The sequence below is a fragment of the Aquabacterium sp. G14 genome (genome assembly GCF_037482285.1).
Lineage (GTDB): Bacteria > Pseudomonadota > Gammaproteobacteria > Burkholderiales > Burkholderiaceae_C > Aquabacterium.
Genome location: NZ_JBBEYB010000002.1, coordinates 181,916 through 208,206, shown reverse-complemented (window position 1 = coordinate 208,206; position 26,291 = coordinate 181,916). Strand labels below are relative to the sequence as shown.

The window sequence follows — 26,291 nt, the reverse complement described above, 5'->3', positions numbered from 1 at the left end:
GCGGTTGCAAGGATCAGGCAGCGTGGGCGGCCAGCAACTGCGCCACCACCGCGATGGCGATCACGGCCGGCTCCTTGCCTGGGATGTCGGGCAGGCCGATGGGGCAGGTCAGACGGGCCAGGGCCTCAGCAGGAATGCCTTGTTCTGCCAGTCGGTGCAGAAAGCGCGCCCGCTTGGTCTGTGAGCCGATCAGGCCCGCAAAACGGAAGTCGCCGCGGCGCAGCACGGCGTCGATGATCCTCAGGTCCAGATCGTGCCGATGCGTCAGCACCAGGTGACAGGCTTTCGGCGGGGCGTCAAGCACCTCGCGTTCGGCCGCCTCGGTGGGCAGCCACTGGATGTGGTCGGGCAGGGCAGCCAGCATTTCGGGCGCCGGCAGCCCAGCTTGGGCATCCCACTGCGGCAGATCGTCGGCACGCTCGTCAATCCAGCGCACGCTGCAATCCAGGTCACTCAGCAGCTTGACGATGGCCTGGCCCACATGGCCGGCGCCATGCAGTTCGACATGAAAGCGGGGCGGCGGCACCTGCCAGGCGGCCAGACTGGCCGTGCTCAGGGCTTCAAAGCGCAGGGTGACGACCCCACCGCAGCATTGGCCCAGGGTGGGGCCCAGGGGGAAGGTGTGGGTCCAGCTTGCTGCCGGCAGGCCTTCGCGCAGCGCCTGACGCGCCAGATCAACGGCCCGCCATTCCAGATGCCCGCCACCCACGGTGCCGCGCACCTCGTCGGGCGCGACCAGCATGCGGGCGTCCTGATCGCGTGGTGTCGAGCCCCGGATGGCGTCCACGCTGACGAGGCAGGCGGCGCGCCCGTCTCGCAACCAACGCGTGGCGCTGGCGTGCAGGCTGCGTGGCGTCAGGCGGTCGGGGGCGCTGGATGCGGTGAGGCTCATGCGCTGAGCGGGTCCAACGCTTGCGCCTGGCGTTGCACAGCCTGGATGGCATCCAGAATGGCCTCGGGCGTGGCCGGCGCCCGCAGCGGCGGATCGACCCGGTGGCCGCCCACACTGGAGATGGCATCGCGCAGCGCAAAGAACACCGAAAACGGCAGCAACAGTGGCGGCTCACCGACCGCCTTCGAGCGATAGATGGTGTCCTGCACATTGCGGTTCTGGAAGAGCTTCACGCGGAAGTCCACCGGGCAGTCATTGGCCGTCGGGATCTTGTAGGTGGACGGGGCGTGCGTCATCAGCTTGCCCGTATCGGGGTGCCACCACAGCTCTTCGCTGGTGAGCCAGCCCATGCCCTGCACGAAGGCACCTTCGATCTGGCCGATGTCCAGAGCCGGGTTGATCGACTGCCCCACGTCGTGCAGCACATCGGCGCGCAGCACGCGTGATTCGCCGGTGAGCGTGTCCAGCAGCACCTCGCTCACGGCCGCGCCGTAGGCGAAGTAGTAGAAGGGGTGGCCCTGCATGGTCTGGCGGTCCCAGCTCAGGCCGGGGGTGGCGTAAAACCCGTCTGACCAGAGCTGGATGCGGTTCAGATAGGCGTCGTTGACCACATCCTCGAAGCTCAGCGTGTGCTCACCTGCCGAGACCTGGTCATCGGCAAAACGCACCTCGCTGACGGACACGCCCAGGCGGGTGGCCGTGCGCTGGGCCAGTCGGTCCACGATCTGCTGGGCCGCGTTGGCGGCGGCCTTGCCGTTCAGGTCCGAGCCGGTGGAGGCGGCCGTGGCCGAGGTGTTGGCCACCTTGCTGGTGTCGGTGGCGGTCACGCGTACGCGGTGGGCGCTCACGCCCAGGGTGTGGGCCACCATCTGCACCACCTTGGTGTTGAGGCCCTGGCCCATCTCGGTGCCACCATGGTTCACCAGCACGCTGCCGTCGCTGTACACATGCACCAGCGCGCCGGCCTGGTTCAGGTGCACCACATTGAAGGAGATGCCGAACTTCAGCGGGGTCAGAGCCAGGCCCTTTTTCAGGACGGGACTGCTGGCGTTGAAGGCCGCCACGGCTTCGCGGCGGGCGTGGTAATCGCTGCTGGCCACCAGGTCGCGGATCAGGGTGGGCAGCACGTTGTCGACCACTTTCTGCCCATAAGGCGTGGTGTCGCGCTCACCCACGCCGTACAGATTGGCCAGGCGCACCTCCAGCGGGTCGCGCCCCACCTTGCGGGCCAGTGAATCCATGATCAGCTCAATGGCCATCGCGCCTTGGGGGCCGCCAAAGCCCCGGAAGGCCGTGTTGCTCTGGGTGTTGGTGCGGGCACAAAAGCCCTGGGCATCGACCGCGGGCAGCCAGTAGGCATTGTCGAAGTGGCACAGCGCGCGCGTCATCACCGGCGCCGACAGGTCGGCCGAGAATCCCGCTCGCGACACCATCTCGATGCGGGTGCCGAGGATGCGGCCGTGCTCGTCGTGGGCCACGTCGAAGTCGTGGACGAAACAGTGACGTCGCCCAGTGATCAGGATGTCGTCATCGCGGTCGGGGCGCAGCTTGACCGGGCGTTGCAGCGTGTGCGCGGCCAGGGCAGCCACGCAGGCGAACACGGCCGATTGCGACTCCTTGCCGCCAAAGCCACCGCCCATGCGGCGCGATTCCACCTGCACGTGGTGGGCGTGCAGGTTCAGCGCGTGCGCAATCGCGTGCTGCATCTCACTGGGATGCTGGGTGGAGCTGTGCACCAGCAGGCCGCGATCTTCGCGCGGGATGGCGTAGGCGATCTGGCCTTCAAGGTAGAAATGCTCTTGTCCGCCCAGGTGGAAGCGGCCTTGTAGCCGCTCGGGCGCTTGCGCGAAGGCGGCGTCCACATCCCCACGGCGCAGGCGCATGGGCGGCACCACATACTGGCCGGCCGCATGGGCCTCTTCCGGTGTCAGCAGGGCGGGCAGGGGTTCGATCTGAACAAAGTCCTTCGTGCGTGCAGCGGCCCGGCGGGCCAGCTCGCGCTGGCTGGACAGCACCACCAGCACCGGCTGCCCCAGATAGTGCACTTCACCTTGGGCCAGGATGGGGTCATCGTGGACCAGAGCGCCGCAATCATTGAGGCCAGGGATGTTGGCGGCGGTCAGCACGGCCACCACGCCAGGCAGGGCTTTCAGGCCGGCCACGTCGATGTGTGTCAGGCGGCCATGTGCCACGGGCGACAAGCCCAGCGCGGCATGCAGCGTACCGGCCAACTCGGGTAGGTCGTCAATGTAGGGCGCGCGCCCGGCCACATGCAGGTGGGCCGATTCGTGGGGCAGGGGCTGGCCCGCCACCCGGTCGGGGCTCACAGAGTTCGGTGTCATCAAAAGCCCTCCTTGTCACACAGGTGCCGGCCAGATCTGGGTCTGGGTCGATGGCAGGGGCGCGTCCGGACGGGTCTCCATCCAGAAACGCTTCAACAAATTCGCGGCCACGGTGTGGCGGTAGTCGCGGGTGGCGCGCAGATCGGTCAGCGGCTGAAAATCCTGCGCCAAAGCGACTTGGGCGGCCTGCAGCGTGGCCTCGGTCCAGGGTTGTCCCACCAAGGCTGCTTCGGTGAGCGTCGCCCGACGCGCCGTCGCCGCCATGCCGCCCCAGCCCAGTCGCGCTTCGGCAATGCGGCCATCTTCCAGGCGGATCATCAGCCCCGCGCACAGGGCCGAGATGTCGCTGTCACGCCGCTTGGACACCTTGTAGGCGCGCAGCACTTCACCCTGCGAAGCCTGAGGCAGCGGCACGCGCAACGCCTGCACGAACTCACCGGGCTGCAGCGCGTTCTGCATGTAGCCCAGGTAGAACGCGCTCAAGGGCAGCTCGCGGGTCTGCTCGCCCTGGCGCAGCACCAGCGAGGCATCCAGGGCCAGCAAGATGGGGGCGCCATCGCCAATGGGCGAGCTGTTGGCCACATTGCCGCCCAGCGTGCCGGCGTGGCGCACCGGCGGCGAGGCAAAGCGCAGCCAGATCTCGCGCAAGGCGGGCACATGGCGGCTCAAGGTGGACCAGGCTGCCTCCAGCGACACACCGGCGCCGATCTCCAATCCTTCAGGCTGTGCAGGATCGGCCCCCCAGGGGGTGACCTGCTGCAGCTCGCGCACGCGGCCGACATACAGGATGTCGCCCAGCGCCTTGAACTGCTTGTTCACCCACAAGGCCACGTCGGTGCCACCGGCCAGCACACGGGCCTGGGGCAGGGCCGCCCGCAGCCGCGCCAACTCGGCCAGCGTGGTGGGGGCAAAGAAACGGGTGGTCTGGCCGGGGGCGGCGGGGTCCGGACCTTCGTAGACCAGATCGGGTTGATCGGCCAGGGTGCTCAGGGCATGCAGGTAGGCCGAGGGGTCGAAGTCGACGCGCGGCGCATCGAACATCTGCTCCCCGGCATCCAGAATTGGCCGGTAGCCCGTGCAGCGGCACAGATTGCCCGTCAACGCATCCGCCAGGTCCGCACGTGGCGGCGCCTGCTCATGGTGCTCGTACAGGTTCCACAGCGACATCACGAAGCCCGGTGTGCAAAAGCCGCACTGCGAGCCGTGGCAGTCCACCAGGGCTTTCTGACACGGGTGCATCGGGGCATCCGCGCGGGGTTGCAGGTCTTCCACCGTCAGCAAGGCCTGTCCGTCCAGCGTGGGCAGGAACTGGATGCAGGCGTTCACCGTGCGCTGCTGCCAGGCGCCGGTGGTGTCGCGCTCGCCCAGCACCACGGTGCAGGCGCCACAGTCCCCCTCGGCGCAACCCTCTTTGGTGCCGGTGCAGTGCGCTGCTTCACGCAGCCACTGCAACACCGTGGTGGTGGCGGGCACGCCGCTGACCTCCTTCACCTCGCCTCGGTGAACGAAGCGAATGGGGCGGGAGGGCCGGGGCTCGGCAGGGGCGCTCATCAACAGGTCTCCTTTTGTACAGCTCATTATGGCGAGGATGGAATGCAAGCGGCGTGCCGACGCATTGACGCCAGGGTGGCAAAGTTGGCCCGATCAGTGCTTGTGCATGCTCTACCATCCACGATGCTCACCGGTCCGCTGTTCTTTGTCTTGTATGAATGCCCCTGATCCTGTGTCGCTGACAAGCGAAGCCCCTCAGACAGACGCTGCCTTGCGGCGCGTGCTGCGGGCGGACCTGCTCGACTTCACCGCCGACCCTGGCTTTGCCTTGCCCCAAGAGGCCACCGGGGTGCGCTGGCGCCCGGATCACCTGGTCCTGATCGAAGATGGCCGCATCCACGCCGTGCAGCCGGCCGACCAGCCTGTCCCCGCTGGCTGGCAGTCCGTGCCGCAGGAGGACCATGGCGGCCGCCTGTTGATGCCCGGCTTCATCGACACCCATGTGCACTGCCCGCAACTGGACGTGATCGCCAGCTTTGGCACGGCCTTGCTGGACTGGCTCAACACCTACACCTTCCCGGCCGAGAAGCGCTATGCCGACCCCGAGGTCTCCCGCCAGGGCGCCCAGCGCTTCCTGTCGGCCCTGTGGGCGCATGGCACCACCAGCGCGGTCGTGTTCCCCACTGTGCACAAAGTCAGTGCACAGGCCCTGTTCGAAGCCGCTCATGCACAAGGCATGCGCCTGATCACCGGCAAGGTGCTGATGGACCGCCATGCCCCCGATGGCCTGCGTGACGACGTGGTCCAGGCCGAGCGCGACTGCATTGATCTGATCGACCGCTGGCACGACCAGGGCCGTCAGGCCTTTGCCGTGACCGTGCGTTTTGCCCCCACCAGCACGCCTGCGCAACTGGCCATGGCCGGTCTGCTGTGCCAGACCTATCCCGGCACCTACATGCAGACCCATGTGGCCGAGAACCAGGACGAGATCCGCTGGGTAGCCGAGTTGTTCCCGGATGCCCGCAGCTATCTGGATGTGTACGACCGAGACGGCCTGCTCGGCCCGCGCGCCGTCTTGGCCCACGGCATCTGGCTGGACGCCAACGACCGCGCCGTGTTGCGCGAACGCGGCGCCCAGATCGCGCACAGCCCGTCGTCCAATCTCTTCCTGGGCAGTGGCCTGTTCGACTGGGCCCAGGCGCAGCGTGAAGGCGTGGCCGTCAGTCTGGCCAGCGACGTGGGGGGCGGCACCAGCCTGTCCATGCTGCGCAACATGCAGGACGCCTACAAGATCCAGGCGATGCTGGGCAACCGCCTGACTGCTTGGAAAGCCCTGCACGCCGCGACCCTGGGGGCCGCGCAAGCCCTGGGCCTCTCTCACGAAATCGGCCAGATCGAGCCCGGCCACATGGCTGACCTGGCGGTGTGGGACTGGGCCCACGGCCCTGTGGCCGAACACCGTGACCGCCTGGCACGCGACTCGCATGCATCCTTGCACGAACGCGCCTTCGTCTGGATGACCCTGGGTGACGAACGCAACCTCGTGGAAACCCTGATTCGGGGTCAAACGGTGTTCCAATCTCCGCTTTGACCGAGCGCCCCTGTTCTTTGGCTTGACCCATTTCTGACCACCAACCTCATGAGCTACCGTCTTGAACTGAGGCGCATCACCAAGCAGTACCCTGGCGTGCGCGCCAACGATGCGGTGAGCCTGAAAGTGCGACCCGGCGAGATCCACGCTGTGCTCGGCGAAAACGGCGCAGGCAAGTCCACGCTGATGAAGATCATCTTTGGCGCCGTCAAACCCGACGAAGGCGAGATCCTCTTCAACGGCCGCGAGGTGCACATCAAGTCACCGCAAGAGGCGCGTGCCTTGGGCATCAGCATGGTGTTCCAGCACTTCTCGCTGTTCGACACCCTCAGCGTGGCGGAAAACGTTTGGCTGGGCCTGGACAAGTCCATGAGCCTGGCCGAGGTCACCGCCCGCATCCGCGAGGTGGCCGGCGAATACGGCCTCGACATCGACCCCACCCGCACCGTGCACGACCTCAGCGTGGGCGAGCGCCAGCGCGTCGAGATCGTGCGTGCCCTGATGACGAACCCGCAGCTGCTGATCTTGGACGAGCCCACCTCGGTGCTCACGCCCCAGGCTGTCACCCGCCTGTTCGTCACCCTGCGCCACCTGGCCGAAAAGGGCTGTGCCATCCTCTACATCAGCCACAAGCTCGATGAGATCCGCGCCCTGTGCCACCACTGCACCGTGATGCGTGGCGGCAAGGTCACCGGTGAGGTGGACCCCACCAAGGAAAGCAACGCCAGCCTCTCGCGCCTGATGATCGGCGCCGAGCCGCCTGAGTTGCGCCGTGCCGCGCCCGTGCTGGGCGACGTCGCCTTGTCAGTGCGCCAGCTCAGCGTGTCGCGCAACGACCCCTTTGGTGTCGACCTGAAAGACCTGGCTTTCGAGCTGCGTGCCGGTGAAATCCTGGGCATTGCCGGCGTGTCGGGCAACGGACAGCAGGCCCTGATGGCGGCGCTCAGCGGAGAAGACCTGCGGGCCCAGCCGCGCAGCATCTTCCTGTTTGGCAAGGACATCAGCCGGATGTCGCCACGCCACCGTCGCCGCCTGGGTCTGAACAGCGTGCCAGAAGAACGCCTGGGCCGCGGCGCCGTGCCCACCATGTCGCTGGCCCAGAACACCTTGCTGACCCGCACCGATGCCATCGGCCCCGGCGGCTGGCTGCGCATGAACGGCGTGGTCGGCATGGCGTCCGAGCTGATCGAGCGCTTCAAGGTCAAGGCCGCCGGCCCGCAGGCGCCCGCACGCAGCCTGTCGGGGGGCAACTTGCAAAAGTTCATCATGGGCCGCGAGATCGAAGCCGAGCCCAAGGTGCTGCTGGTCTCCCAGCCCACCTGGGGCGTGGACGTGGGCGCGGCCGCCCAGATCCGGGGCGAATTGTTGAAGCTGCGCGATGCCGGCTGCGCCGTGCTGGTCGTCAGCGAGGAGTTGGACGAATTGTTTGAAGTCAGTGACCGCCTGATGGTGATGGCGCAAGGTCGCCTCTCGCCCAGCCTGCCCGTGGCCGAGGCCACCATCGAGCAGATCGGTGCCTGGATGAGCGGCCTGTGGGACGCCCCCGCCGCCGTGAACGAGGAGGGCGCCCATGTTCAAGCTTGAGCCCCGTCCCGTTCCCTCGAAGGCACTCACCTTCGCCTCGCCCCTCATCGCGCTGCTCATCACCGTGCTGATCGGCGTGGGCCTGTTCGTGGCCCTGGGCAAAGACCCGGTGGCGGGCCTGCGCATGTTCTTCATCGAGCCGCTCAAGAGCCCCTACGCCCTGTCCGAGCTCAGCCTGAAAGCCACCCCGCTGATCCTGATCGGGCTGGGGCTGGCTGCGTGTTTCCGCGCCAACCTGTGGAACATCGGCGCCGAAGGGCAGTTCGTCATGGGCGCCATCTTCGCCGGCGGCGTCGCCATGCAGGCCACGCCGGACACCGGACGTTGGATCGTCGTGGCCGTATTGGCCGCTGGCATGCTGGGCGGCATGGTCTGGGCCGGCATTGTGGCTGGCTTGCGTGACCGTTTCCACGCCAACGAAATCCTCGTCAGCCTGATGCTGGTCTACGTGGCCGAGATGCTGCTGAGTTACCTCGTCTACGGCCCCTGGAAGGACCCGGCCGGCTACAACTTCCCGCAAACCATCACCTTCCTGGAAGCCACGCGCGTGCCCAAGCTGATGACCGGACTGCGTATGAACATCGGCATCATCCTGGCACTGGTGGCGGTGGCGGGCTTTGCCATCTTCCTGTTCCGCACCTACGCGGGCTTCCAGTTGCAGGTGGGCGGCCTGGCACCCCAGGCGGCGCGTTATGCCGGCTTCTCGTCGCGCAAGGCGCTGTGGACGGCGCTGCTGCTGTCGGGCGGCATGGCCGGCCTGGCCGGGGCGCTGGACGTGGCCGGCCCCCAAGGCCAGCTCACGCCCTATGTGCCGCTGGGCTACGGCTTCGCGGCCATCATCGTCGCCTTCGTCGGCCGCCTGCACCCGGTCGGCATCGTCTTCTCGGCCATCCTGATGAGCATGTTCTTCATCGGTGGCGAGTTGGCGCAATCGCGCCTGGGCCTGCCCAAGGCCATGACCGGTGTCTTCCAGGGCCTGTTGCTGTTCACGCTGCTGGCGTGTGACACCTTCATCCACCAACGTCTGCGCTGGGCGAACGCCAAATGACCGAAGTCATCTCCTTCATCACTGCCGATTCGCTGGCGCTGCTGATCGCCGCGACCCTCAACGCGGGCACCGTGGTGGCCCTGGCCGCCCTGGGGCTCTTGCTCAACGAGCGGGCCGGCGTGCTCAACCTGGGGGCCGAGGGCATGATGCTCGTGGCCGCCATCGCCGGTTTTGCCACCGGCGTCTCCACGGGCAACGACTGGTTGGCCTTCGGTACGGGCGCCTTGGCCGGGGCCGTCATGGCGGCGGTCTTTGGTCTGCTGGTCATCTGGCTCAACACCAACCAGTACGCCACGGGGTTGGCGCTCAGTCTGTTCGGATCCGGCTTGAGCGCGTTCGTGGGCATCCGCTACACGCAAGAGCGCCTGCCCGAGCGCCCGCATTTCGACATCCCCTGGCTGTCTGACCTGCCGTTTGTGGGCACCGCCTTCTTCAAGCACCATCCGTTGGTCTACATCGCGGTGCTGCTGGCGCTGGGGATGACCTGGTTCCTGATGCGTTCGCGCCCCGGCTTGGTGCTGCGCGCGGTGGGCGAATCCCCCGAATCGGCGCATGCCCTGGGCTACGCCGTGCGTCCGATCCGCCTGCTGGCGGTCACCTTGGGCGGTGCGCTGTGCGGCCTGGCGGGCGCCTACATCTCGGTGGCCTACACACCCATGTGGGTCGAAGGCATGGTGGCCGGCAAGGGCTGGATCGCCCTGGCGCTGACCACCTTTGCCACTTGGCGCCCTGGGCGTGTGCTGCTGGGGGCCTACCTGTTTGGCGGCGTCACCATGCTGCAGTTCCAGATGCAAGGCCAGGGCGTGGCGATTCCCAGCCAGTTCCTGACCATGTTGCCGTATCTGGCGACCATCGTTGTGTTGGTCCTGATCTCGCGCAACCCGACCTGGATCCGCCTGAACATGCCAGCATCCTTGGGAAAGCCCTTCCATCCTGGGCACTAAAACGGCATCATCACCCGGCATGATCATTGCTGTATACAACTTTGTCATTGGCTTGGGTCGCCGTCCGGCCCGCTTTCACACCTGGAGATGAGATGACTACACCTTTGTCCAAGCGTTCTCTGCTGAAGATGGGCGGCTGGGCCGCCCTGGTTGCCACCGCTGCCTTGGTCGGCTGCAGCAAGTCCGAAACCGAACCTGCGGCCGGTGCCGCATCGGAGGCCGCTTCGGTCGCGGCCAAGTCTGAGCCCCTGCAAATCGCTTTCGCCTACGTCGGCCCGGTGGGTGACGCGGGCTGGACCTACGCCCACAACGAGGGTCGTCTGGCCGTCGAGAAGGAATTCGGCGACAAGGTTAAGACCAGCATCGTCGAGAAAGTGCCCGAGGGCCCCGAGGCCGAACGCGTGATCCGTGACCTGGTGGGGCAGGGCGCCAAGCTGGTGTTCGGCACCACCTTCGGCTACATGGAGCCCATGCTCAAGGTCGCCGCCGACCACCCCGACGTCAAGTTCGAGCATGCCACCGGCTACAAGACCGCCGCCAACATGCGTACCTACGACGCCCGTACCTACGAGGGCGCCTACATGGCCGGTGTGATCGCGGGTTCGATGACCAAGACCAACACCCTGGGTGTGGTGGGCTCCATCCCCATCCCCGAGGTGATCCGCAACATCAACTCCTTCACCCTGGGCGCCCAAAGCGTCAACCCCAAGATCAAGACCAAGGTCGTATGGGTGAACGCCTGGTTCGATCCTCCCAAGGAAACCGAAGGCGCGCAAAGCCTGCTGAACCAGGGCGCCGACGTGCTGTTCCAGAACACCGACTCGGCCGCTGTGCTGCAGACGGCTGAGAAGGCCGGCAAGTACGCCTTCGGCTGGGACTCCAACATGAGCCACTTCGGTCCGAAGGCTCACCTCGCCTCGGCGGTGATCAACTGGGGTCCGTACTACATCAAGGCCACCAAGGAGGCGCTGGAAGGCACCTGGTCCACCGGTGGCGTGTGGTGGGGCGTGAAGGAAGGCGCCATCGACCTGGTGGCGATGTCTGACGCCGTGCCTGCCGAGGTCAAGACCAAGGTTGAGACCATCAAGGCTGGCCTGAAGGACGGCAGTTTCACCATCTGGAAGGGTCCGATCGTGGGCACCGACGGCAAGGAAGTGCTGGCCGCTGGCGCCACAGCCGACGACAAGTTCCTCGGCGGCATCAACTTCTACGTCAAGGGCGTGGAAGGCTCGGTTCCCTCCAGCAAGTGATGACCCTGGGGTCGTGTGAAACACGGCCCCAAATCATGTCATTCACGCTATAACAGGCTGTCCCGTGCGGACGGCCTGTTGTTCTTTCCGTCTGCCGTTTTCGTCGAGCCCCCTCGGCTTGACGCCTTTGTTTCGATTCATCAGCCGCGACAGCGCGATACCGCCATGAGCCAGTCTGCCTTCACCATCTCTCATGACCAGTTGCCCGCCTTGGTGCAGGCCATGCCCAAGGCCGAGTTGCACATGCACATCGAGGGCTCACTGGAGCCTGAATTGATCTTCGCTCTGGCGCAGCGCAACGGCGTCACGCTGAGCTATCCCAGCGTCGAAGCCCTGCGTGCGGCTTACGCTTTCACCGACCTGCAAAGCTTCCTCGACATCTACTATGCGGGGGCTTCCGTCTTGCTGAAAGAGCAGGACTTCCACGACATGGCATGGGCCTATTTCCTCAAGGCCAAAGCGGACAACGTCGTGCATGCCGAGCTGTTCTTTGATCCGCAAACCCACACCGGCCGGGGTGTGCCCTTTGAGGTCGTGATCCAGGGCCTGCACAGCGCCTGTGAGCGCGCCCGCACCGAACTGGGCGTCAGCTCGGCCCTGATCATGTGCTTCCTGCGCCATCTGAGCGAAGAAGACGCCCTCAAGACGCTGGAGCAGTCGCTGCCCTATCGCCACCTGTTCATCGGCGTCGGTCTGGACTCCAGCGAGCGCGGCCATCCACCCGAAAAGTTCGCCCGCGTTTTCGCGCGCTGCAAGGAGTTGGGCCTGCACCTGGTTGCCCACGCTGGCGAAGAGGGCCCGCCCGAATACATCATCAACGCGCTGGACGTGCTGCACGTGGAACGCATCGACCACGGCGTGCGCTGCGTCGAAGATCCGGAATTGGTCAAACGTCTGGCTCGCCAGGGCACGGCGCTGACTGTCTGCCCGCTGTCCAACATCAAGCTGTGCGTGTTCAAGACCATGAAGGAGCACAACCTCAAGACCCTGCTGCAGCACGGCTTGAAGGTCACCATCAACTCCGATGACCCGGCGTATTTTGGCGGCTACATGAACCAGAACTTCCTGGCCACCTTTGCCGACCTGGACCTGGACGCCAACGACGCCTACACCTTGGCTTGCAACAGCTTCGAAGCCAGCTTCGTGAGCGACAGTGTCAAGGCCGGCTGGATCGCCCAACTTGACCAGACCTTTGCCCGCTTCAACGCTCAGAGTTGATACAGCCTGGTGAGATGGCCTGCACGCAGGCCTGTGCCTGATCCTGCGCGGCCTCAGGCCTGTTCGTCCACCGGCACGGGCAAGCGCTTGCCGGGGCGCGCGTCGGCGTTGCGATCTGGAATGAACTGCAGCGATGACAGTGCGGCCAGCACCAAGGCCGGCGGCACCGTGGCGATGTAGCCCAGGTGCTTGAACCCCAGCGCCCCCAGCAGCCCGCCCAGGAAGAACATCAGCACCAGGCTCAGGTGCAGGCGCAGGCGTTTCAGGTTGGCCCGAACGGCGGGGTGTTCCGGGCTGTCGGGCGTGCGGTTCCAGTAAAGCATCCGTCCCAACTCGATCCCGATGTCTGTCACCATCCCGGTGACGTGCGTGGTGCGGATCACCGAGTTCGACACCTTGGTGATCATGGCGTTTTGCAAGCCCATGATGAAGCACAGCAGCACCACGGTGAGGATCAGCGATGAGCCGATCACCCGGTGATAGGCGCCCAGCACCCCGAACACCAGCATCAGGATCGCCACCAGCAGCAAGGGCGCGGAATATTCGTGGCGTGAGCGCCGCCGCCGCGCCCAGTTGATCATGACGGCCGAGGTGGCCGCGCCCCCCAGGAACGACAGGACGGAAATCAGGGCGCCCTTGACCAATTCGAACTGACCCAGCGCGAGGTTGTCGGCCATCTCGGACACCAGCCCGGTCATGTGCGACGTGTACTGGCTCACCGCCAGAAAGCCGCCCGCATTGATGGCGCCAGCGTTGAAGGCCAGAAACAGTCCCAGGTGAACATCGGTACGCCGGGTGCGTTCCGGCGCGGTCAGGGTCCGCAGGTACTCGACGGGCATGGCTTGAGCAAACTTCCGCTAAAGCTGACATCATCGCTCAATTGCATGCGTTGCCGAGTACAAACCGACATGGCCGATCCGTTTTTCCACACCATTCCCGCCTGGCGATGGGCCCTGATTCAGACCCGTCGTGACCTGCGTGCCACCAGCATGCGCGTGCTGCTGGTGGCCGTGACCCTGGCTGTCGCCGCGCTCACCGCGGTGGCCTTCTTTGCCGACCGCATCGAGCGCGGCCTCAGCCGTGACGCGGCGCAGTTGCTCGGGGGGGACGCCGTGGTGGTGGCAGATCAACCTCTGCCTGACGACTTTGCGCGTCGAGCCCAGGCCAATCAGTTGCGCACTGCACGCACGGCCAGTTTCCCCAGCATGGCGCGGGCACCCGACGACCTCGGGGGGGAGGCTCGCCTCGCCAGCCTTAAGGCTGTCAGCGGCGGCTACCCCTTGCGTGGTCAGCTCACCCTGGGCGATCTGCTGGCCGATGGCCGTGTCCAGACCCGTGGCCCGGCCCCCATGGGGGGGCCGGCGGCTGGCGAAGTCTGGGTGGACCCTGGTTTGCTCCTTGCGCTCAACCTCAAGATGGGCGACGCCATCTGGCTGGGCGAGGCCACCTTCCGCATCAGTGCGGTCATTGTCAACGAGCCTGACCGCGGCTCGGGCTTCAGCACCTTCTCTCCCCGTGTGTTGATGCGCGAGGCCGACCTGCCGGCCACCGAACTCATCCAGCCAGCCAGCCGCGTCACCTATCGCCTGCTCGTTGCCGGCCCGGCCCGCCGTGGGGACGTGGGTGCGCCCCCCAACCTGAAAGCCGCTCCAGCGGGTGAGGCCGCTGCCCAGAGCGCGCTGCGCCGATTCGTGCAAGACAGTGAGCAAGCCGCCGAGAAACTTCGCGGCGTCCGGGTTGAAACCTTGGATCAGGGGCGCCCGGAGATGCGTGCCACGCTCGACCGTGCCGCCCTGTTCCTGCGTCTGGTGGCCCTGTTGGCCGCCTTGCTCTCGGCCGTGGCCGTGGCCGTGGTCTCGCGCGATTTCGCTCAGCGTCGTCTTGACGACTGCGCCTTGATGCGGGTGCTGGGCGTGTCCCAATCGGTCATGGCCTGGTCGTACGCGCTGCAGTTTCTGCTCGTTGGCGTGCTGGCCAGTGCGCTGGGTCTGATGATCGGCTGGGGTTGCCACCACATCTTTGTCCACATTTTGGCCGACCTGGTCAACGTCAGCCTGCCTTCGGCAGGCTGGCAGCCGGTGTTGCTCGGTGTGGGCACGGGGGTGCTGCTCACCCTGGGCTTTGGCCTGCCCCCGGTGTTGCAACTGGCTCAGGTGCCACCCTTGCGTGTGCTGCGGCGCGACCTGGGGCAGGTGAGGGTGCTGTCTCTGGGTATGGCTGCGCTGGGCATCGGCGCCTTGTTCGGTCTGTTGCTGGTCGTGGCCCAAGACCTGAAGCTGGGCGGCATCGCCCTGGGTGGCTTTGTTCTCGCCATGCTGGTGTTCGCGGTGTTCGCGGCCGGTACGGTGTGGGTGCTGCGCCAGATGGCTCAAGCGTGGGCGGGGCGTTTGCCTCCCTGGCTTACCTTGGCCACACGCCAGCTCACCGCGCAGCCGGGCCACACCATCGTTCAAGTCTGCGCGTTGGGGGTGGGCCTGCTGGCCCTGATGCTGCTCATCTTGATCCGCACCGATCTGGTTGCCAGTTGGCGTGCCGCGACCCCGCCCGACTCCCCCAATCGTTTCGTCATCAACATCCAGCCTGACCAGGTGGAAGCCTTTCAGGCTGCGCTCAAGCAGGCAGGTGTCACGCAGTACGACTGGTACCCGATGGTCCGGGCCCGCTTGCTCAGCGTCAACGGCCAGCCGGTTCGGGCGCAGGACTACGCCGAGGAGCGCGCGCAACGCCTGGTCGAGCGTGAGTTCAACCTCAGTTACGCCGAGCAGGTGCCCGCTCACAATCCGGTCGTGGCAGGGCGCTACCAGCCCAACGAACCTGATGCTTTCAGCGTGGAAACGGGGCTGGCCGAAACCCTGGGCCTGAAGATGGGTGACCGTCTTCGCTTTGACATGGCCGGTGTGCAGCACGAGGGGCGCATCACCAGCTTGCGCAAGGTTGACTGGGCGTCCATGCGCGTCAACTTCTTCGTAATGGCGCCGTCCAAGGCCATGCCTGATTGGCCTTCCACCTACATCACGGCTTTTCGCATGCCCGATCAGTCGTCGCTGGACCGTACCCTGATCCAGCAGTTCCCCAACCTCACGATCGTGGACGTGTCCGCCACACTTAACCAGATCCAGCGCGTGCTGGCGCAGGTCATCACCGCCGTGGAGTTCCTGTTCATCTTCACCCTCGTGGCGGGCCTCATTGTGCTGATGGCGGGCCTGATGACCTCGCGCGAGAGGCGGGCTCGCGAGTGGGCCATCCTGCGCTCACTGGGCGCCACGCAAGACCTGCTGGGACGCGTGCAGCGCATCGAATTGCTCGGCGTGGGGGCCTTGGCGGGGGCCTTGTCGGCCGCGGCCGCGTTGGGCATCGGCGCCGTGCTGGCTGCCAAGGTGTTTGACTTCGCGTGGCAGGCACCCCTCTGGTGGCCGCTGCCCGGTGCCTTGGCCGGTGCCTTGCTGGCATGGCTGGCCGGTTGGTGGAGCTTGCGCGGCGTGGTGCAGCGTCCGGTGTCGCTCACCTTGCGCCAGGCCGAATAAGGATGAGCTCCAACATGGAGAAAGCCGGCTCTGGGCCGGCTTGCCTGGGAGGAGGGCGCGCCACGGAGGCGCGTTCAACCTTGTGTCATTCTGCGCTCAGGCTGTTGATCAGGCCCATTTCAGCGCTGCCCATCAGCGACTCGATGTCCATCAGGATCAGCAGGCGGTCACTCACATTAGCAATGCCTGTGATGTAGGTGGTGTCCACAATGGAGTTGCTCATTTCGGGCGCAGGCTGAATCATTTGCTCGTTCAGCTGCATCACGTCGCTCACCGAGTCCACCACAGCGCCCACCACGCGACCGCGCACATTCAGTACGATCACCACGGTGAAGCTGTTGATCTCGGCCTCGCCATTGGCATTCAAGCAGTTGAACTTGATGCGCAGGTCCACGATCGGCACGATCACACCACGCAGGTTCACCACACCCTTCAGGTAAGAGGGGGCATTGGCAATCTTGGTGGGCGGCTCATACGAGCGGATTTCCTGTACCTTCAGGATGTCGATGCCGTACTCTTCGCTGCCCAGACGGAAGGTGAGGTATTCACGACCGGCTGGCGCATGGCGCACCTGACGCGAAGGCGTGTTGCGCAGGGCCAGGGAAGATGTCTGAGATCCACCTTGCGTGGATGCACCCGTCAGGGTCTGGGGGGCGGTAGCTTGCAGGGTGTCCATGCTCGTCCTCGGTCGGTTCACCGGCGCCAGACAACGGCGCGCTCATTGAAACTCTATCCCGCTAGTATCGGCCAGATATCCGGAAAGACAAGTGCAAAAAGCACGGTCGGCGACCCGTGGGTGGATTCATGCGCCTGAGCGTTGTTTGCGCCACTCACTCAGCGGTGCGGGGCGGTGGAACAGATAGCCCTGGTAAGCCAAGCAGCCCATGGCTGCCAACTCGGCACGCTGGGCATCCGTTTCCACGCCTTCGGCAATCACCTTCAGACCCATGCTGTGGCCCAGCGCGACGATGGTGCGCGCAATGGCTGCATCGTTGGGGTTGGCGCAGATGTCGCGCACGAAGCTCTGGTCGATCTTCAACTGATCCAGCGGCAGGCGCTTGAGGTAGGACAGCGACGAGTACCCCGTGCCAAAGTCGTCCAGGGAGAAGCGAACCCCGATGTCCTTGAGGGCGGTCATCTTGGCGATGATGTCATCCACATTGGCCACCAGCATGCTCTCGGTCAGCTCCAGCTTCAGCCTGTCGGCCCGCGCGCCGGTCCGCGTCAGCACGCCCTTGACCTGATCCACGAAATCAGCCTGACGGAATTGCCGTGCGCTGATGTTGATGGCCAGGGTGTGATGGGCGGTCTCAGGCTGGCCGGCCCATGCCAGCAAGACCTGGCATGCGGTCTCCAGCACCCACAGGCCAATCGGCACGATCAGCCCCATCTCCTCGGCGACCGGTATGAACTGGTTCGGCGGCACCATGCCGCGCTGTGGGTGTGGCCAACGCAACAAGGCTTCGGCGCCGGTGGTCTGCCCGTCGGCATCAACCTGGCCTTGGTAGTACAGCTGGAACTGAGACTCGCTCACGGCGGCTCGCAAGTCGGCCTCCAGTTGGGTGCGAGCCATCAGCTTGGCCTGCATCTGAGGGTCAAAGAAGCGGAAGGTGTTGCGTCCCGAACTCTTGGCCTGGTACATCGCCAAGTCGGCTTGCTTGAGCAGATCGTCCAGACTGTGCTCGTGGTCGATGAACAAGGTCACGCCAATGCTCGGACTGTTCAGGTAGTAGCGGTCACCCAGGCGATAGCGCTGTGACAAAACCTGATGGATCTTCTCCACCACCCCCTCGGCCCGGGTGGCCGCATGCTCTGCATCGGCGTGCAGACCTTCCAGAATCACCACGAACTCATCGCCCCCCAGACGGGCAATCGTGTCGCCTTCGCGCAGGGTGCTGACCAGGCGTTCGGCCACCTGTTGAAGCAGTTGATCCCCCACGGCGTGTCCAGCGGTGTCGTTGAGGTTTTTGAAGTTGTCCAGATCCATGAAGAGGAGCGCGCCATACTGGCCGCTGCGCTTGCTGGTGCTCATGGCATGCTGGAGGCGGTCCATCAACAGCCGGCGATTGGGCAGTTTCGTGAGCGGGTCATAGAACGCCAGACGCTCGATTTCCTGCTCGGCGGCTTTGCGACGGGTGATGTCTCGAACCAGCCCCACGAACATCGGCACACCGCCGCGCGTCACCTGCGAGACGGCCAGCTCGATCGGGAAGAGTCGGCCACTCTTGTGCTGGCCACGCAATTCCCGACCGATGCCGATGATGCGGGAGTGTCCGTTGTCCTCGTAATCGCGCAGGTAGCCATCGTGGGCTTCGCGGTGAGGCGAGGGCATCAGCATCTTGACGTTCTGGCCAATCACCTCCTGCGCGGCGTAACCAAAGATCTGTTCCGCCGCCGGGTTGAACGACACCATCATTCCCCGACGGTCGATGGTGATGAGGCCATCGACGATGTTGTCCAGCACGGCCTGTGTGTAGTCCGCCTGCTCCTGCAGCGCGATGCGGGCCTGCTGCTGGGCACTGATGTCGATCTGCGTACCGAACATCAGACCTGGTTGCCCCTCAGGGGTCCAGGTGGTGACCCGACCTCGGGTGTTCACCCATACCCAGTGACCCTCTTTGTGACGCATCCGGCACTGCGTTTCGAAGTCTGCGCGCACGCCTTTGAAATGCTGCTGCAGCAGTTCATTGGCCACAATCAGATCCTCGGGATGAACCAGTTCTTGCCAGCGATCCACATGGTGGGGGTGCAACTCGTCCGGTGTGTAGCCCAGCATGGTTGCCCAACGTTCGTTGAACACCGCCGCTCCGCTGGGAATGTGCCATTCCCAGGTCGCAATCCGCGCGCCGTCAATGACAGCGGCCAGGCGTTGCTCGCTTTGCTTGATCCGTTCGGCATCATGCTTTTCGCGCGTGATGTCCGACTCGATGGCCATGAAACCCTGCAGCGTGCCGCTCGGATCCCGCATGGGATTGCAACTGATGCGCACCCAGTACGGCTCGCCGCTCTTGGCGTAGTTCACCACGTCCACCGTGAAGGCTTCGCCACGGTGCAGGGCCGCGCGCATCTGTGCCACCGTATCCGGGTTGGTGCGCTCGCCTTGGAGCAAGTCACCAGGTTTGCACCCCATGAGCTCGTTCAGGGTGTAGCCCGACAGACGTGTGAAACCCTCGTTGATCCACTCCACTCGGCCTTGGGCATCGGTGATCAGCACCCCATTGGTGGTTTCGCTGGCCACACGCGAGAGGCGCGCCAGCTCGATCAGCGCGCGGTCGTGCGTGTGCTGCACCCGCGCTGCACTCACCAATTGACCAATGGTGGTCAACAGGGGGTGGAGAAACTCAACCACGGCCGGGTCGTAGCCGCCCGGACGATTGGCCAGTCCGAGCATGGCCACCATCTTGCCGCCGTGGTGAATGGGTATCCCCAGAAAGGCGTTCAACGCAGGGTGACCAGGGGGAAGTCCGCCGCGTCTGGCATCCTCGGCGGGATGGTTGGCAATCACCACCTCGCCGCTGGTCATGGCCACACCAAACAAGGTGTTCAGGTTGGTGAAGGTCAATCCCTTCGTGGCCCGCGAGTCGTAAAAAGCCTTCGAGGCGGCATCCCAGGCAATGTTCGTGATGGCGTGTGTGAGCAGGTAGGGCTCGCCGTTCTCATTGCTCAGCACTTCACCGACGAAACCATAGGCGCTTTGGGTGAGCGCGAGAATGTCGTCGAGCAGCGTGTTGAATGCCTGCTTGCGGTCACACGCCTGGATGAAGGTGAGTTGGGCCCGCGCCACGACCTCGCCCAGACGCTGTGCCGAGTGCAAGGCCACGCTCTGCTCATGCAGGTCAACGTGGCCGATGGCTTGCTCGACGCAGTCTGCCAGATCGCGCAGTGATTGGCGCTCCTCAGGTGTCAGAGGGCGCCGGGGGCAGTCGTCGAGGATGCACAAGGCGCCAATGCGATGACCATTGAGCGTCAAGGGCGCGCCGGCGTAATAGCGGACATGCGGAAAACCGGTGACCAGAGGGATGTGCTGAAAACGCGGATCCTGCAGGGCGTCGGTCACCTCCATGATGTCCGACTGCAGGATGGCGTGCGCCGTGAAGGTCACCTCGCTGGGGGCGCCATTGATGTCAGCCGGCCCCTGGCGGGATTTGAGCCACAAGCGGTCTCCCGCCACCACCGAAACCAACGCAACCTTGACGCCGAACATGCCCCTCGCCAGGCGTGTCAGGCGATCAAACTTGTCCTCGGGCTGCGTGTTGAGCAGTCCTGTGGCCTTCAAGGCAAGCAGGCGAGCGTTGTGGTCGTCGGGTGACTCGGATTCTTGCATGGGGTCCGGGATACGCGGTGGCACACCGCCCCTCACGCACCCGTCATGGTGTGAATTGCCGTAGTGTATCGGCGCGTGTCCCGACGAGTCGGTTACTCAGGGATTCGGTCCGCCCTTGCCGCCGCGGCGGCTCTGGGACTGGTTGTGCCCGCCGACGTGTGCTTCGCGGTCACTGCGACTTTCGGGCGTGTGTTGACCCTGGTTCAACTGTGTGGGCGCATGCTCGCCCATCTTGTTGCAGTCGTTGGCCACCTTGCCCGAGTGAGGGGCTTGTGCGTCGCGGGGATTGGGATGACGGCTCATCATGGACCTCCTGTTGGTGTCACGATGCGTGCCCAACGATCATATTGAGCTCGCCGTGGAACGTCCAGCATCCAGCTGCTTGGCACCATGTGTCGAGTTTTCTTACACCGATCGGGTTGGATTGTCGTGTTAAGAGGCTATGTATTTGATTCGAAATGGCATTTCGGTGCTGGCGCGAGGTTTGCTTATTGCGGGCGTAGTCTCCGTAGTCTCAATTGGATGTACCCACCATGAAGTTCCGTCACCTTGTTCTCAGCGCGCTGTTGGCATCTGCCGGTGTGGCTCAGGCCGTGCCTGTCACCCTGATCGCCGCCGACGATTTCGGTTCCGGCTTGCCTACTGTGGCCTCTGTCAACCTGAGTGGCCAGAATACCGGGACGGGTTGGGGTGGCGCCTGGACGGGCTCATCGGTTGCCAAGGTGGTGAACGCTTCGGTGGCCGACGCAGGCATGTCCGGTGGCGCCTTGCAGGTTTCCGGCAACAACAACACCGTGGCCACGCGCCAATTGGCTTCTGCCGTCTCGCGTGACGTGCTGGTGGAGTTCATGTTCCAGTTCGACGCTGGCAGCATCTCCAACAACGACTTTCTGGGCCTGTGGTTTGACAACAGCAACGGCCCCAACATTGGCCTGAAGGCCAACTGCGGCACTGGCGGCAGTTGCACCAGCGACCTGTTTGTTCGCACCAACGGCACGGCCGGTGCGTTCAGCACGAATCTCACGCTGGGCAGCACGGTACGCATCGTGGGCCTCCTGGAAAAGACCGGCACCTCCACCGTCTACAACAAGTATTCGCTGTGGGTGGACCCCAGTGCCAACGAGTTCGACACCTTGACCGGGGCCGATGCCGTGTTCACGGGCAGTTCCGGCCTGTCTTCCTTCGACAAGATTGGTTTGCGTTCCGCCACGCTGGCTGGTGGCGACCGTCTCCTGATCGACAACCTGAAGATCAGCGTGATCCCTGAGCCGGCTGCGCTCGGGTTGCTGGGGGCGGCCTTCCTGGGCGCTTCGTTCGCCTCTCGTCGCAGCAAGAAGGCCTGAAGGCCGGGTTCGGTCGGCCCGTCCGCCGAGCCCTTGGATGAGCCTGCCCGGGTGGCAGGCTTTTTTGTGCCTGTGTCGCGCTCAGAGGGTGGGGCGCCACAGCACCACACGGTTGCGGCCCTCTTGTTTGGCTTGATACAGGGCTTGGTCGGCCGTGCTGAGCACGTCGCTGGCCAGCAATCGACCTGTAGCCAGTGCCACGCCAATGCTCACCGTCACCCGGATATCACCTGCCGTGGTCGAGAAGGGCAGGGCGGCGATCCGCTCCCGAATGGCGTTGGCCTTGTTCAAGGCATCGGCTGGCGCCATCTCCTCCAGCACGATGGCGAACTCTTCGCCTCCGAGGCGGGCAGCGGTGTCCCCTTGGCGCAAGCTGGCTCGCAAGCGCGCGGCCAGCTCCTGCAGCACCGCATCACCGACTGGGTGGCCATGCGTGTCATTGACCTGCTTGAACCAGTCGATGTCCAGCATCATCACGGCGCATCCCGTTCCGGGGCGGCTCTGGGCCCGTCCGAGGGCGTGCTCCAGTGTGGCCATGAACGAGCGTCGGTTGGGCAGGCCAGTGAGCGAGTCCGTGGAGGCGAGGGCAGTGAGGTGGCGTTCCCGGCGTTTGCGCTCGGTGATGTCGTACAGCAGCCAAACCCGTCCCAACGGTTCATCGCTGTCGCTGATCTCGATGCGCTTGATCTCCAGCACCCTGCCTGCTGGGCCCTCCACCTCCAAGGTGGTGCCGCTTTCCCGCCGCTCTTGCGGATGGGCGGCACTCAACCAGGCGGCTCTTTGCGGATCCAGTCGCTGCAGGAGTTGCTCGTGCGTCAACCCGATCAGTGCCTTGTCAGGGACGGACAGGCCCATCCATTCCATGGCGACGCGGTTCAACAGCACGACCCGGTCGGCGGTGTCTTCCATCAGCACGCCGCCAGGAAAGCGTTCCAGCAGCACATCGAGTCGCCTGCGCTCGATCAGCAAGGACTCGTCGACCGCATGCCGATCGGTGATGTCGGTATAAGTGCCGACCACCCAGGCGGGCAAGCCGGCAGCATCTCGCTCAACAGCGCGCGCACGCACGGCCACCCATTTGATGCCGCCTGAGCCCGTGCGCATGCGCACCTCTGCCGCGAAGACACCATCTTGCGGGTGTGTCAGATAGTTTTCCCATGCTTGCAGCAGGCGGGGCAGGTCTTGTGGGTGTACAAAAGCTTTCCAGTCCGTTTGCCGTCTGCCGTCAACGCCTTGGTGGTCGGCTGGAGGCACCTCCAGCATGTCCCACAGTCCCCCGTCCCACTCGACGGCCTGGCCTTGTCCGTGCCATGACCACACACCGTTGTGGGCCGAGTGCAGTGTCAGGTGCATGCGCTCGTGGGCCACGCGCAGTTGCGTTGCTTGCCGTGCGGCTTTCCAGCGCAGATGGCTGACGACCAGCATCATCAGCACCAACACGACACTGCCGATGGCATTGCGGCGCCAGGCGTCCTGCTGCGCCAAGGTCACCGGCGCCAGCGCTTTGGCCTTGCTGATGCCCACGCTCACGATCAGAGGATAGTGTGGCAAACGGTGCCACGCGTAGTAGCGTTCCACACCGTCGATGGGGGCCGTGATCAGGTACTGGCCGTGCGTTTGCTGCGGCCGCTGCAGGAAGTCGCGGTCCCGGGGCACGGCCTTGCCCAGCACCTGATCGATGAGGTGAGAGCGTGCGATGTAGCTGCCGTCGTTGCGCACAATCAGCGCTGCATCCTGCGGGTCGGTGTAGACCTGTGACAGGGCGCGGGACAGGTATTTGGCGGAGACCGACAGAATCAGGACGCCCAGGCGCTGTCCGTCTCGGTCGATCGGCCGGCTCAGCACCACGGCCCACTCGTGACTGAATCGGCCCAGAATGGGCTTGCCCACGTGCAGATGATTCGGTGAGCGTGGGGTTTGAAAGTGCGCCTGGAAATATTCCCGATCGGCCATTGACACGGCCGAGATGGCGGTGCCGGGATGCGGGTCGAGTGCCGAGAAAATGAAGCGCCCCTGGGCGTCCGAGACACCCACGTTCAAGATGGCGCCCTCAGGCAGCGCTTGTTGCGCATGTCGCGCGGCCTGCCTGAAAGCTTCATGCGGCTTGTTCAGCCAGTCGTCCGCCAGCTGCTCCGAAACGTAGTCCAGCTTTCGCAGCATGGTCTCGGTCTGGAGGGCCAGGGCATGCGAGGTCTGAGCGATCCCGCGTCGGGCGAGGTCTTCGGCCAGTTGGGTTTGTCGCGTGGCGGTCGACAGCGCCTGTGTCCAGTAGATCGCCATGAAGGCGATCACCACGACCCAACTGGCAAGCAGCAAGAGATATTCAGGGTACTGAGGACCCAATGGCTTTTGCATCAGCGGATACTACTTGCTGCGCGGCGCGTTTCAGGGTGAGGGTCAAACGTTGAACAGGAAATTCAACACGTCACCGTCCTTGACCACGTATTCCTTGCCTTCGGCGCGCATCTTGCCGGCATCCTTCGCACCAGCTTCACCCTTGTACTGGATGAAATCATCGAAGGCGATGGTCTGTGCGCGGATGAAACCCCGTTCGAAGTCGGTGTGGATCACGCCGGCGGCCTGAGGGGCCGTGTCGCCCACATGGATGGTCCAGGCGCGCACTTCCTTCACACCGGCGGTGAAGTAGGTTTGCAGGCCCAGCAGCTTGAAGGCTGCGCGGATCAGGCGATTCAGGCCAGGCTCGTCCTGCCCCATCTCGGCCAGGAACATGGCGCGGTCTTCGTCGTCCATTTCAGCGAGTTCGGCCTCGGTCTTGGCACAAATGGCCACCACCTCGCCCTTTTGACCAGCGGCGTATTCGCGCAGACGGTCCAGGAAAGGGTTGTTTTCAAAGCCGGTTTCGGACACGTTGCCCACGAACATGGCGGGCTTGGCGGTGATCAGGCACAGCGGCTTGAGAATGGCCAGCTCTTCCTTGCTGAAGTCGATGGAGCGCACCGGCTTGGCTTCGTCCAGCGCGGCCTGGCATTTCTCCAGCACCTTCACCAAGGCAGCGGCTTCCTTGTCGTTGCCCGAGCGGGCGGCCTTGGTGTAGCGGTGCAGGCTCTTTTCCACGGTGCCCAGGTCGGCCAGGCACAGCTCGGTCTGAATGACCTCGATGTCGGCGATCGGGTCGACCTTGCCGGCCACGTGGATCACGTTGTCGTCTTCAAAGCAGCGCACGACGTTGACGATGGCGTCGGTTTCGCGGATGTGCGAGAGGAACTGGTTGCCCAAGCCTTCACCCTTGGAGGCGCCGGCCACCAGGCCTGCGATGTCCACGAATTCGACGATGGCCGGCAGGATCCGCTCCGGCTTGACGATCTCGGCCAGCTTGTCCAGGCGGGGGTCAGGCACTTCCACCACGCCCACGTTGGGCTCGATGGTGCAGAAGGGGTAGTTTTCAGCCGCGATGCCGGCTTTGGTCAACGCATTGAAGAGGGTGGACTTGCCGACGTTGGGCAGACCCACGATGCCGCACTTGAGGCTCATGAAAATTCCTTGTGTGTGTCAAGCCCCAACTGCACCATCGAGCCCAACGTGGGCGCGGTCGAAGTGCCCGAGCAGCGTCAGCACTGACTTGGCGGTGATCGACTCAACCAAACACAGAGCTGCCCGCAATCCCGGGAGCTTTGTCCTCGTTTTGCCTGGGGAAACTGATGCCGATTGTACTGATCACGGAAGCGTTGCTTCAGAAAAGCACCGTCAGGGATGCTCGAATCCTGCGTGACCGCATGCTTTCAGGTTTTTGCGTGCGCATGAATGCCCGAACCCGCACCTTTCGGGTGGCCACCAGCGTGGCAGGTCAGCAGTTTCGCTTAACGCTGGGGCACTGGCCGCTGATTAGCGTGGATGAAGCGAGGGCGCAGGCCATGCAGGTGTTACGCGAATGCAGGGCAGGGCGGTTGCCTGCTCGAGAGATCAAGAAGAAGCTGCCGACCCTGGCGGAGGCGTTGGTTGCCTACTGCTCAGCCAAGGGCATCAAGGCGTCGAGCAGCAAGCGATACGACTCACTTATGCGAACGCATTTTGGGCAGTGGCTGGGGCGTCCAGTTGACGATCTCCAAGACGGGGCTTTTTCAGAGCACTGCAGCGATTTTGCTCAGAGCAAGGGGGCTGCCTTGGTCGAGGTTGCCAGAGGGCTCTGGGGCGCTCTGATCAAGTATTTGAACGCGGTGCATGGGCTGGAGCTCGATAGCCCGTTTGCCAAGCTGGCTGCGGTGGGGTTGATGCCTGAACGTGCGCAGCCCCGGGCCCGAGTGCTACAGGAGCGTGATTTGCCCGCGTGGCGGGCGGCGTTGGACAAGCTAGGGGAGCGGCAGCGCGATTTCCTGCTGTTGACGCTCTACACGGGCTTGAGACGCAACGAGTGCCGTGAACTACAGCGCCAGCAGATTGACCTTGCCAAGGGCGTTCTAAGCGTTCTTGAGACCAAGAATGGGAAGCCGCATTCGCTGCCCATCACACCGATGATGGCTGAGATTCTCCAGCGACGCTGTGATGGGCTGGAGCCCGGGGATGAACACAGGAGGTTCAGGCAGCCTGGCAGGCCCTGCGTGATGCCCTGGCCCGCAATGACATGCAGGCGTACGTGCTCTGGCGACAATGGGGGGTGCAGTTCCGCGCCATCTTGTCGCCCGAGGCCTGCAGCCAGTTGCAACATGACGTGGAGACCTTTGACTTTCCATCGGCCCACGCTTTGCTGAGCACGCTGACGCCTGGGTCCGCATGAGGCACCTC

The 26,291-nt window shown here is 64.6% G+C and carries 18 protein-coding genes; 9 read left to right on the top strand and 9 right to left on the bottom strand.

Features of this window, described 5'->3' with window-relative positions; genetic code table 11:
- Positions 1–13: 13 nt before the first annotated feature.
- Genes xdhC through xdhA form a run of 3 tightly spaced genes read right to left on the bottom strand, consistent with a single transcriptional unit; the run spans position 14 to position 4,785 of the window.
- Positions 14–892, bottom strand: coding sequence for a xanthine dehydrogenase accessory protein XdhC (gene xdhC / locus WIT60_RS03295; RefSeq protein WP_339582525.1), 879 nt, complete (start codon positions 890–892; stop codon positions 14–16).
- Complete coding sequence (gene xdhB, locus WIT60_RS03290; protein ID WP_339582524.1) at positions 889–3,234, bottom strand: xanthine dehydrogenase molybdopterin binding subunit; 2,346 nt, start codon at positions 3,232–3,234, stop codon at positions 889–891. The genes xdhC and xdhB overlap by 4 nt, the downstream gene beginning before the upstream one ends.
- A 15-nt stretch (positions 3,235–3,249) precedes the next feature.
- Positions 3,250–4,785 carry a xanthine dehydrogenase small subunit gene (xdhA, locus tag WIT60_RS03285; RefSeq protein WP_339582523.1) on the bottom strand — a complete coding sequence of 512 codons (1,536 nt, stop codon included), beginning with the start codon at positions 4,783–4,785 and terminating at the stop codon, positions 3,250–3,252.
- A 154-nt stretch (positions 4,786–4,939) separates the two neighbouring features.
- On the opposite strand from xdhA, the gene guaD reads away from it, so the two are divergent.
- From guaD to WIT60_RS03255, 6 genes are all read left to right on the top strand, one after another.
- Positions 4,940–6,316, top strand: a complete 1,377-nt coding sequence (guaD, locus tag WIT60_RS03280) for a guanine deaminase (RefSeq protein ID WP_339582522.1) — start codon at positions 4,940–4,942, stop codon at positions 6,314–6,316.
- A 48-nt stretch (positions 6,317–6,364) separates the two neighbouring features.
- Positions 6,365–7,900, top strand: coding sequence for an ABC transporter ATP-binding protein (locus tag WIT60_RS03275; RefSeq protein WP_339582521.1), 1,536 nt, complete (start codon positions 6,365–6,367; stop codon positions 7,898–7,900).
- The gene (locus WIT60_RS03270) at positions 7,887–8,948 is read left to right on the top strand and encodes an ABC transporter permease (RefSeq protein WP_339582520.1); all 1,062 of its coding nucleotides are present in this window, start codon (positions 7,887–7,889) and stop codon (positions 8,946–8,948) included. Before WIT60_RS03275 ends, WIT60_RS03270 begins: the two co-directional genes overlap by 14 nt.
- A complete protein-coding gene (locus WIT60_RS03265) occupies positions 8,945–9,892 on the top strand; it encodes an ABC transporter permease (RefSeq protein ID WP_339582519.1) in 948 nt (315 codons plus the stop codon). The genes WIT60_RS03270 and WIT60_RS03265 overlap by 4 nt, the downstream gene beginning before the upstream one ends.
- A 92-nt stretch (positions 9,893–9,984) precedes the next feature.
- Positions 9,985–11,142, top strand: coding sequence for a BMP family ABC transporter substrate-binding protein (locus WIT60_RS03260; protein ID WP_339582518.1), 1,158 nt, complete (start codon positions 9,985–9,987; stop codon positions 11,140–11,142).
- Between the two features lie 165 nt (positions 11,143–11,307).
- Positions 11,308–12,360: an adenosine deaminase gene (locus WIT60_RS03255; protein ID WP_339582517.1), complete on the top strand. Its 1,053-nt coding sequence runs from the start codon at positions 11,308–11,310 to the stop codon at positions 12,358–12,360.
- A 53-nt stretch (positions 12,361–12,413) separates the two neighbouring features.
- Here the strand turns inward: WIT60_RS03255 and WIT60_RS03250 are convergent, their stop codons facing one another.
- Positions 12,414–13,199 (bottom strand): YoaK family protein, encoded by a 786-nt coding sequence (locus WIT60_RS03250; RefSeq protein WP_339582516.1) that lies wholly within the window; start codon positions 13,197–13,199, stop codon positions 12,414–12,416.
- 69 nt (positions 13,200–13,268) lie between these two features.
- On the opposite strand from WIT60_RS03250, the gene WIT60_RS03245 reads away from it, so the two are divergent.
- The gene (locus WIT60_RS03245) at positions 13,269–15,884 is read left to right on the top strand and encodes an ABC transporter permease (RefSeq protein WP_339582515.1); all 2,616 of its coding nucleotides are present in this window, start codon (positions 13,269–13,271) and stop codon (positions 15,882–15,884) included.
- Between the two features lie 85 nt (positions 15,885–15,969).
- Here WIT60_RS03245 and WIT60_RS03240 read toward each other — a convergent pair whose 3' ends face one another.
- From WIT60_RS03240 to WIT60_RS03230, 3 genes are all read right to left on the bottom strand, one after another.
- The gene (locus WIT60_RS03240; RefSeq protein ID WP_339582514.1) at positions 15,970–16,560 is read right to left on the bottom strand and encodes a chemotaxis protein CheW; all 591 of its coding nucleotides are present in this window, start codon (positions 16,558–16,560) and stop codon (positions 15,970–15,972) included.
- A 126-nt stretch (positions 16,561–16,686) separates the two neighbouring features.
- Positions 16,687–20,208, bottom strand: a complete 3,522-nt coding sequence (locus tag WIT60_RS03235) for an EAL domain-containing protein (RefSeq protein ID WP_339582513.1) — start codon at positions 20,206–20,208, stop codon at positions 16,687–16,689.
- A 96-nt stretch (positions 20,209–20,304) separates the two neighbouring features.
- Positions 20,305–20,511, bottom strand: coding sequence for a hypothetical protein (locus WIT60_RS03230; RefSeq protein WP_339582512.1), 207 nt, complete (start codon positions 20,509–20,511; stop codon positions 20,305–20,307).
- Between the two features lie 230 nt (positions 20,512–20,741).
- Between WIT60_RS03230 and WIT60_RS03225 the strand changes: the two genes are divergently transcribed.
- Entirely contained in the window at positions 20,742–21,551 is an 810-nt protein-coding gene (locus tag WIT60_RS03225) for a PEP-CTERM sorting domain-containing protein (protein WP_339582511.1), read from the top strand.
- An 81-nt stretch (positions 21,552–21,632) separates the two neighbouring features.
- Here the strand turns inward: WIT60_RS03225 and WIT60_RS03220 are convergent, their stop codons facing one another.
- Complete coding sequence (locus WIT60_RS03220; RefSeq protein ID WP_339582510.1) at positions 21,633–23,867, bottom strand: diguanylate cyclase domain-containing protein; 2,235 nt, start codon at positions 23,865–23,867, stop codon at positions 21,633–21,635.
- A gap of 81 nt (positions 23,868–23,948) precedes the next feature.
- A complete protein-coding gene (gene ychF / locus WIT60_RS03215) occupies positions 23,949–25,043 on the bottom strand; it encodes a redox-regulated ATPase YchF (protein WP_339582509.1) in 1,095 nt (364 codons plus the stop codon).
- Positions 25,044–25,210: 167 nt separating this feature from the next.
- Between ychF and WIT60_RS03210 the strand changes: the two genes are divergently transcribed.
- Positions 25,211–26,257, top strand: coding sequence for a tyrosine-type recombinase/integrase (locus WIT60_RS03210; RefSeq protein ID WP_339582508.1), 1,047 nt, complete (start codon positions 25,211–25,213; stop codon positions 26,255–26,257).
- Positions 26,258–26,291 lie beyond the last annotated feature (34 nt).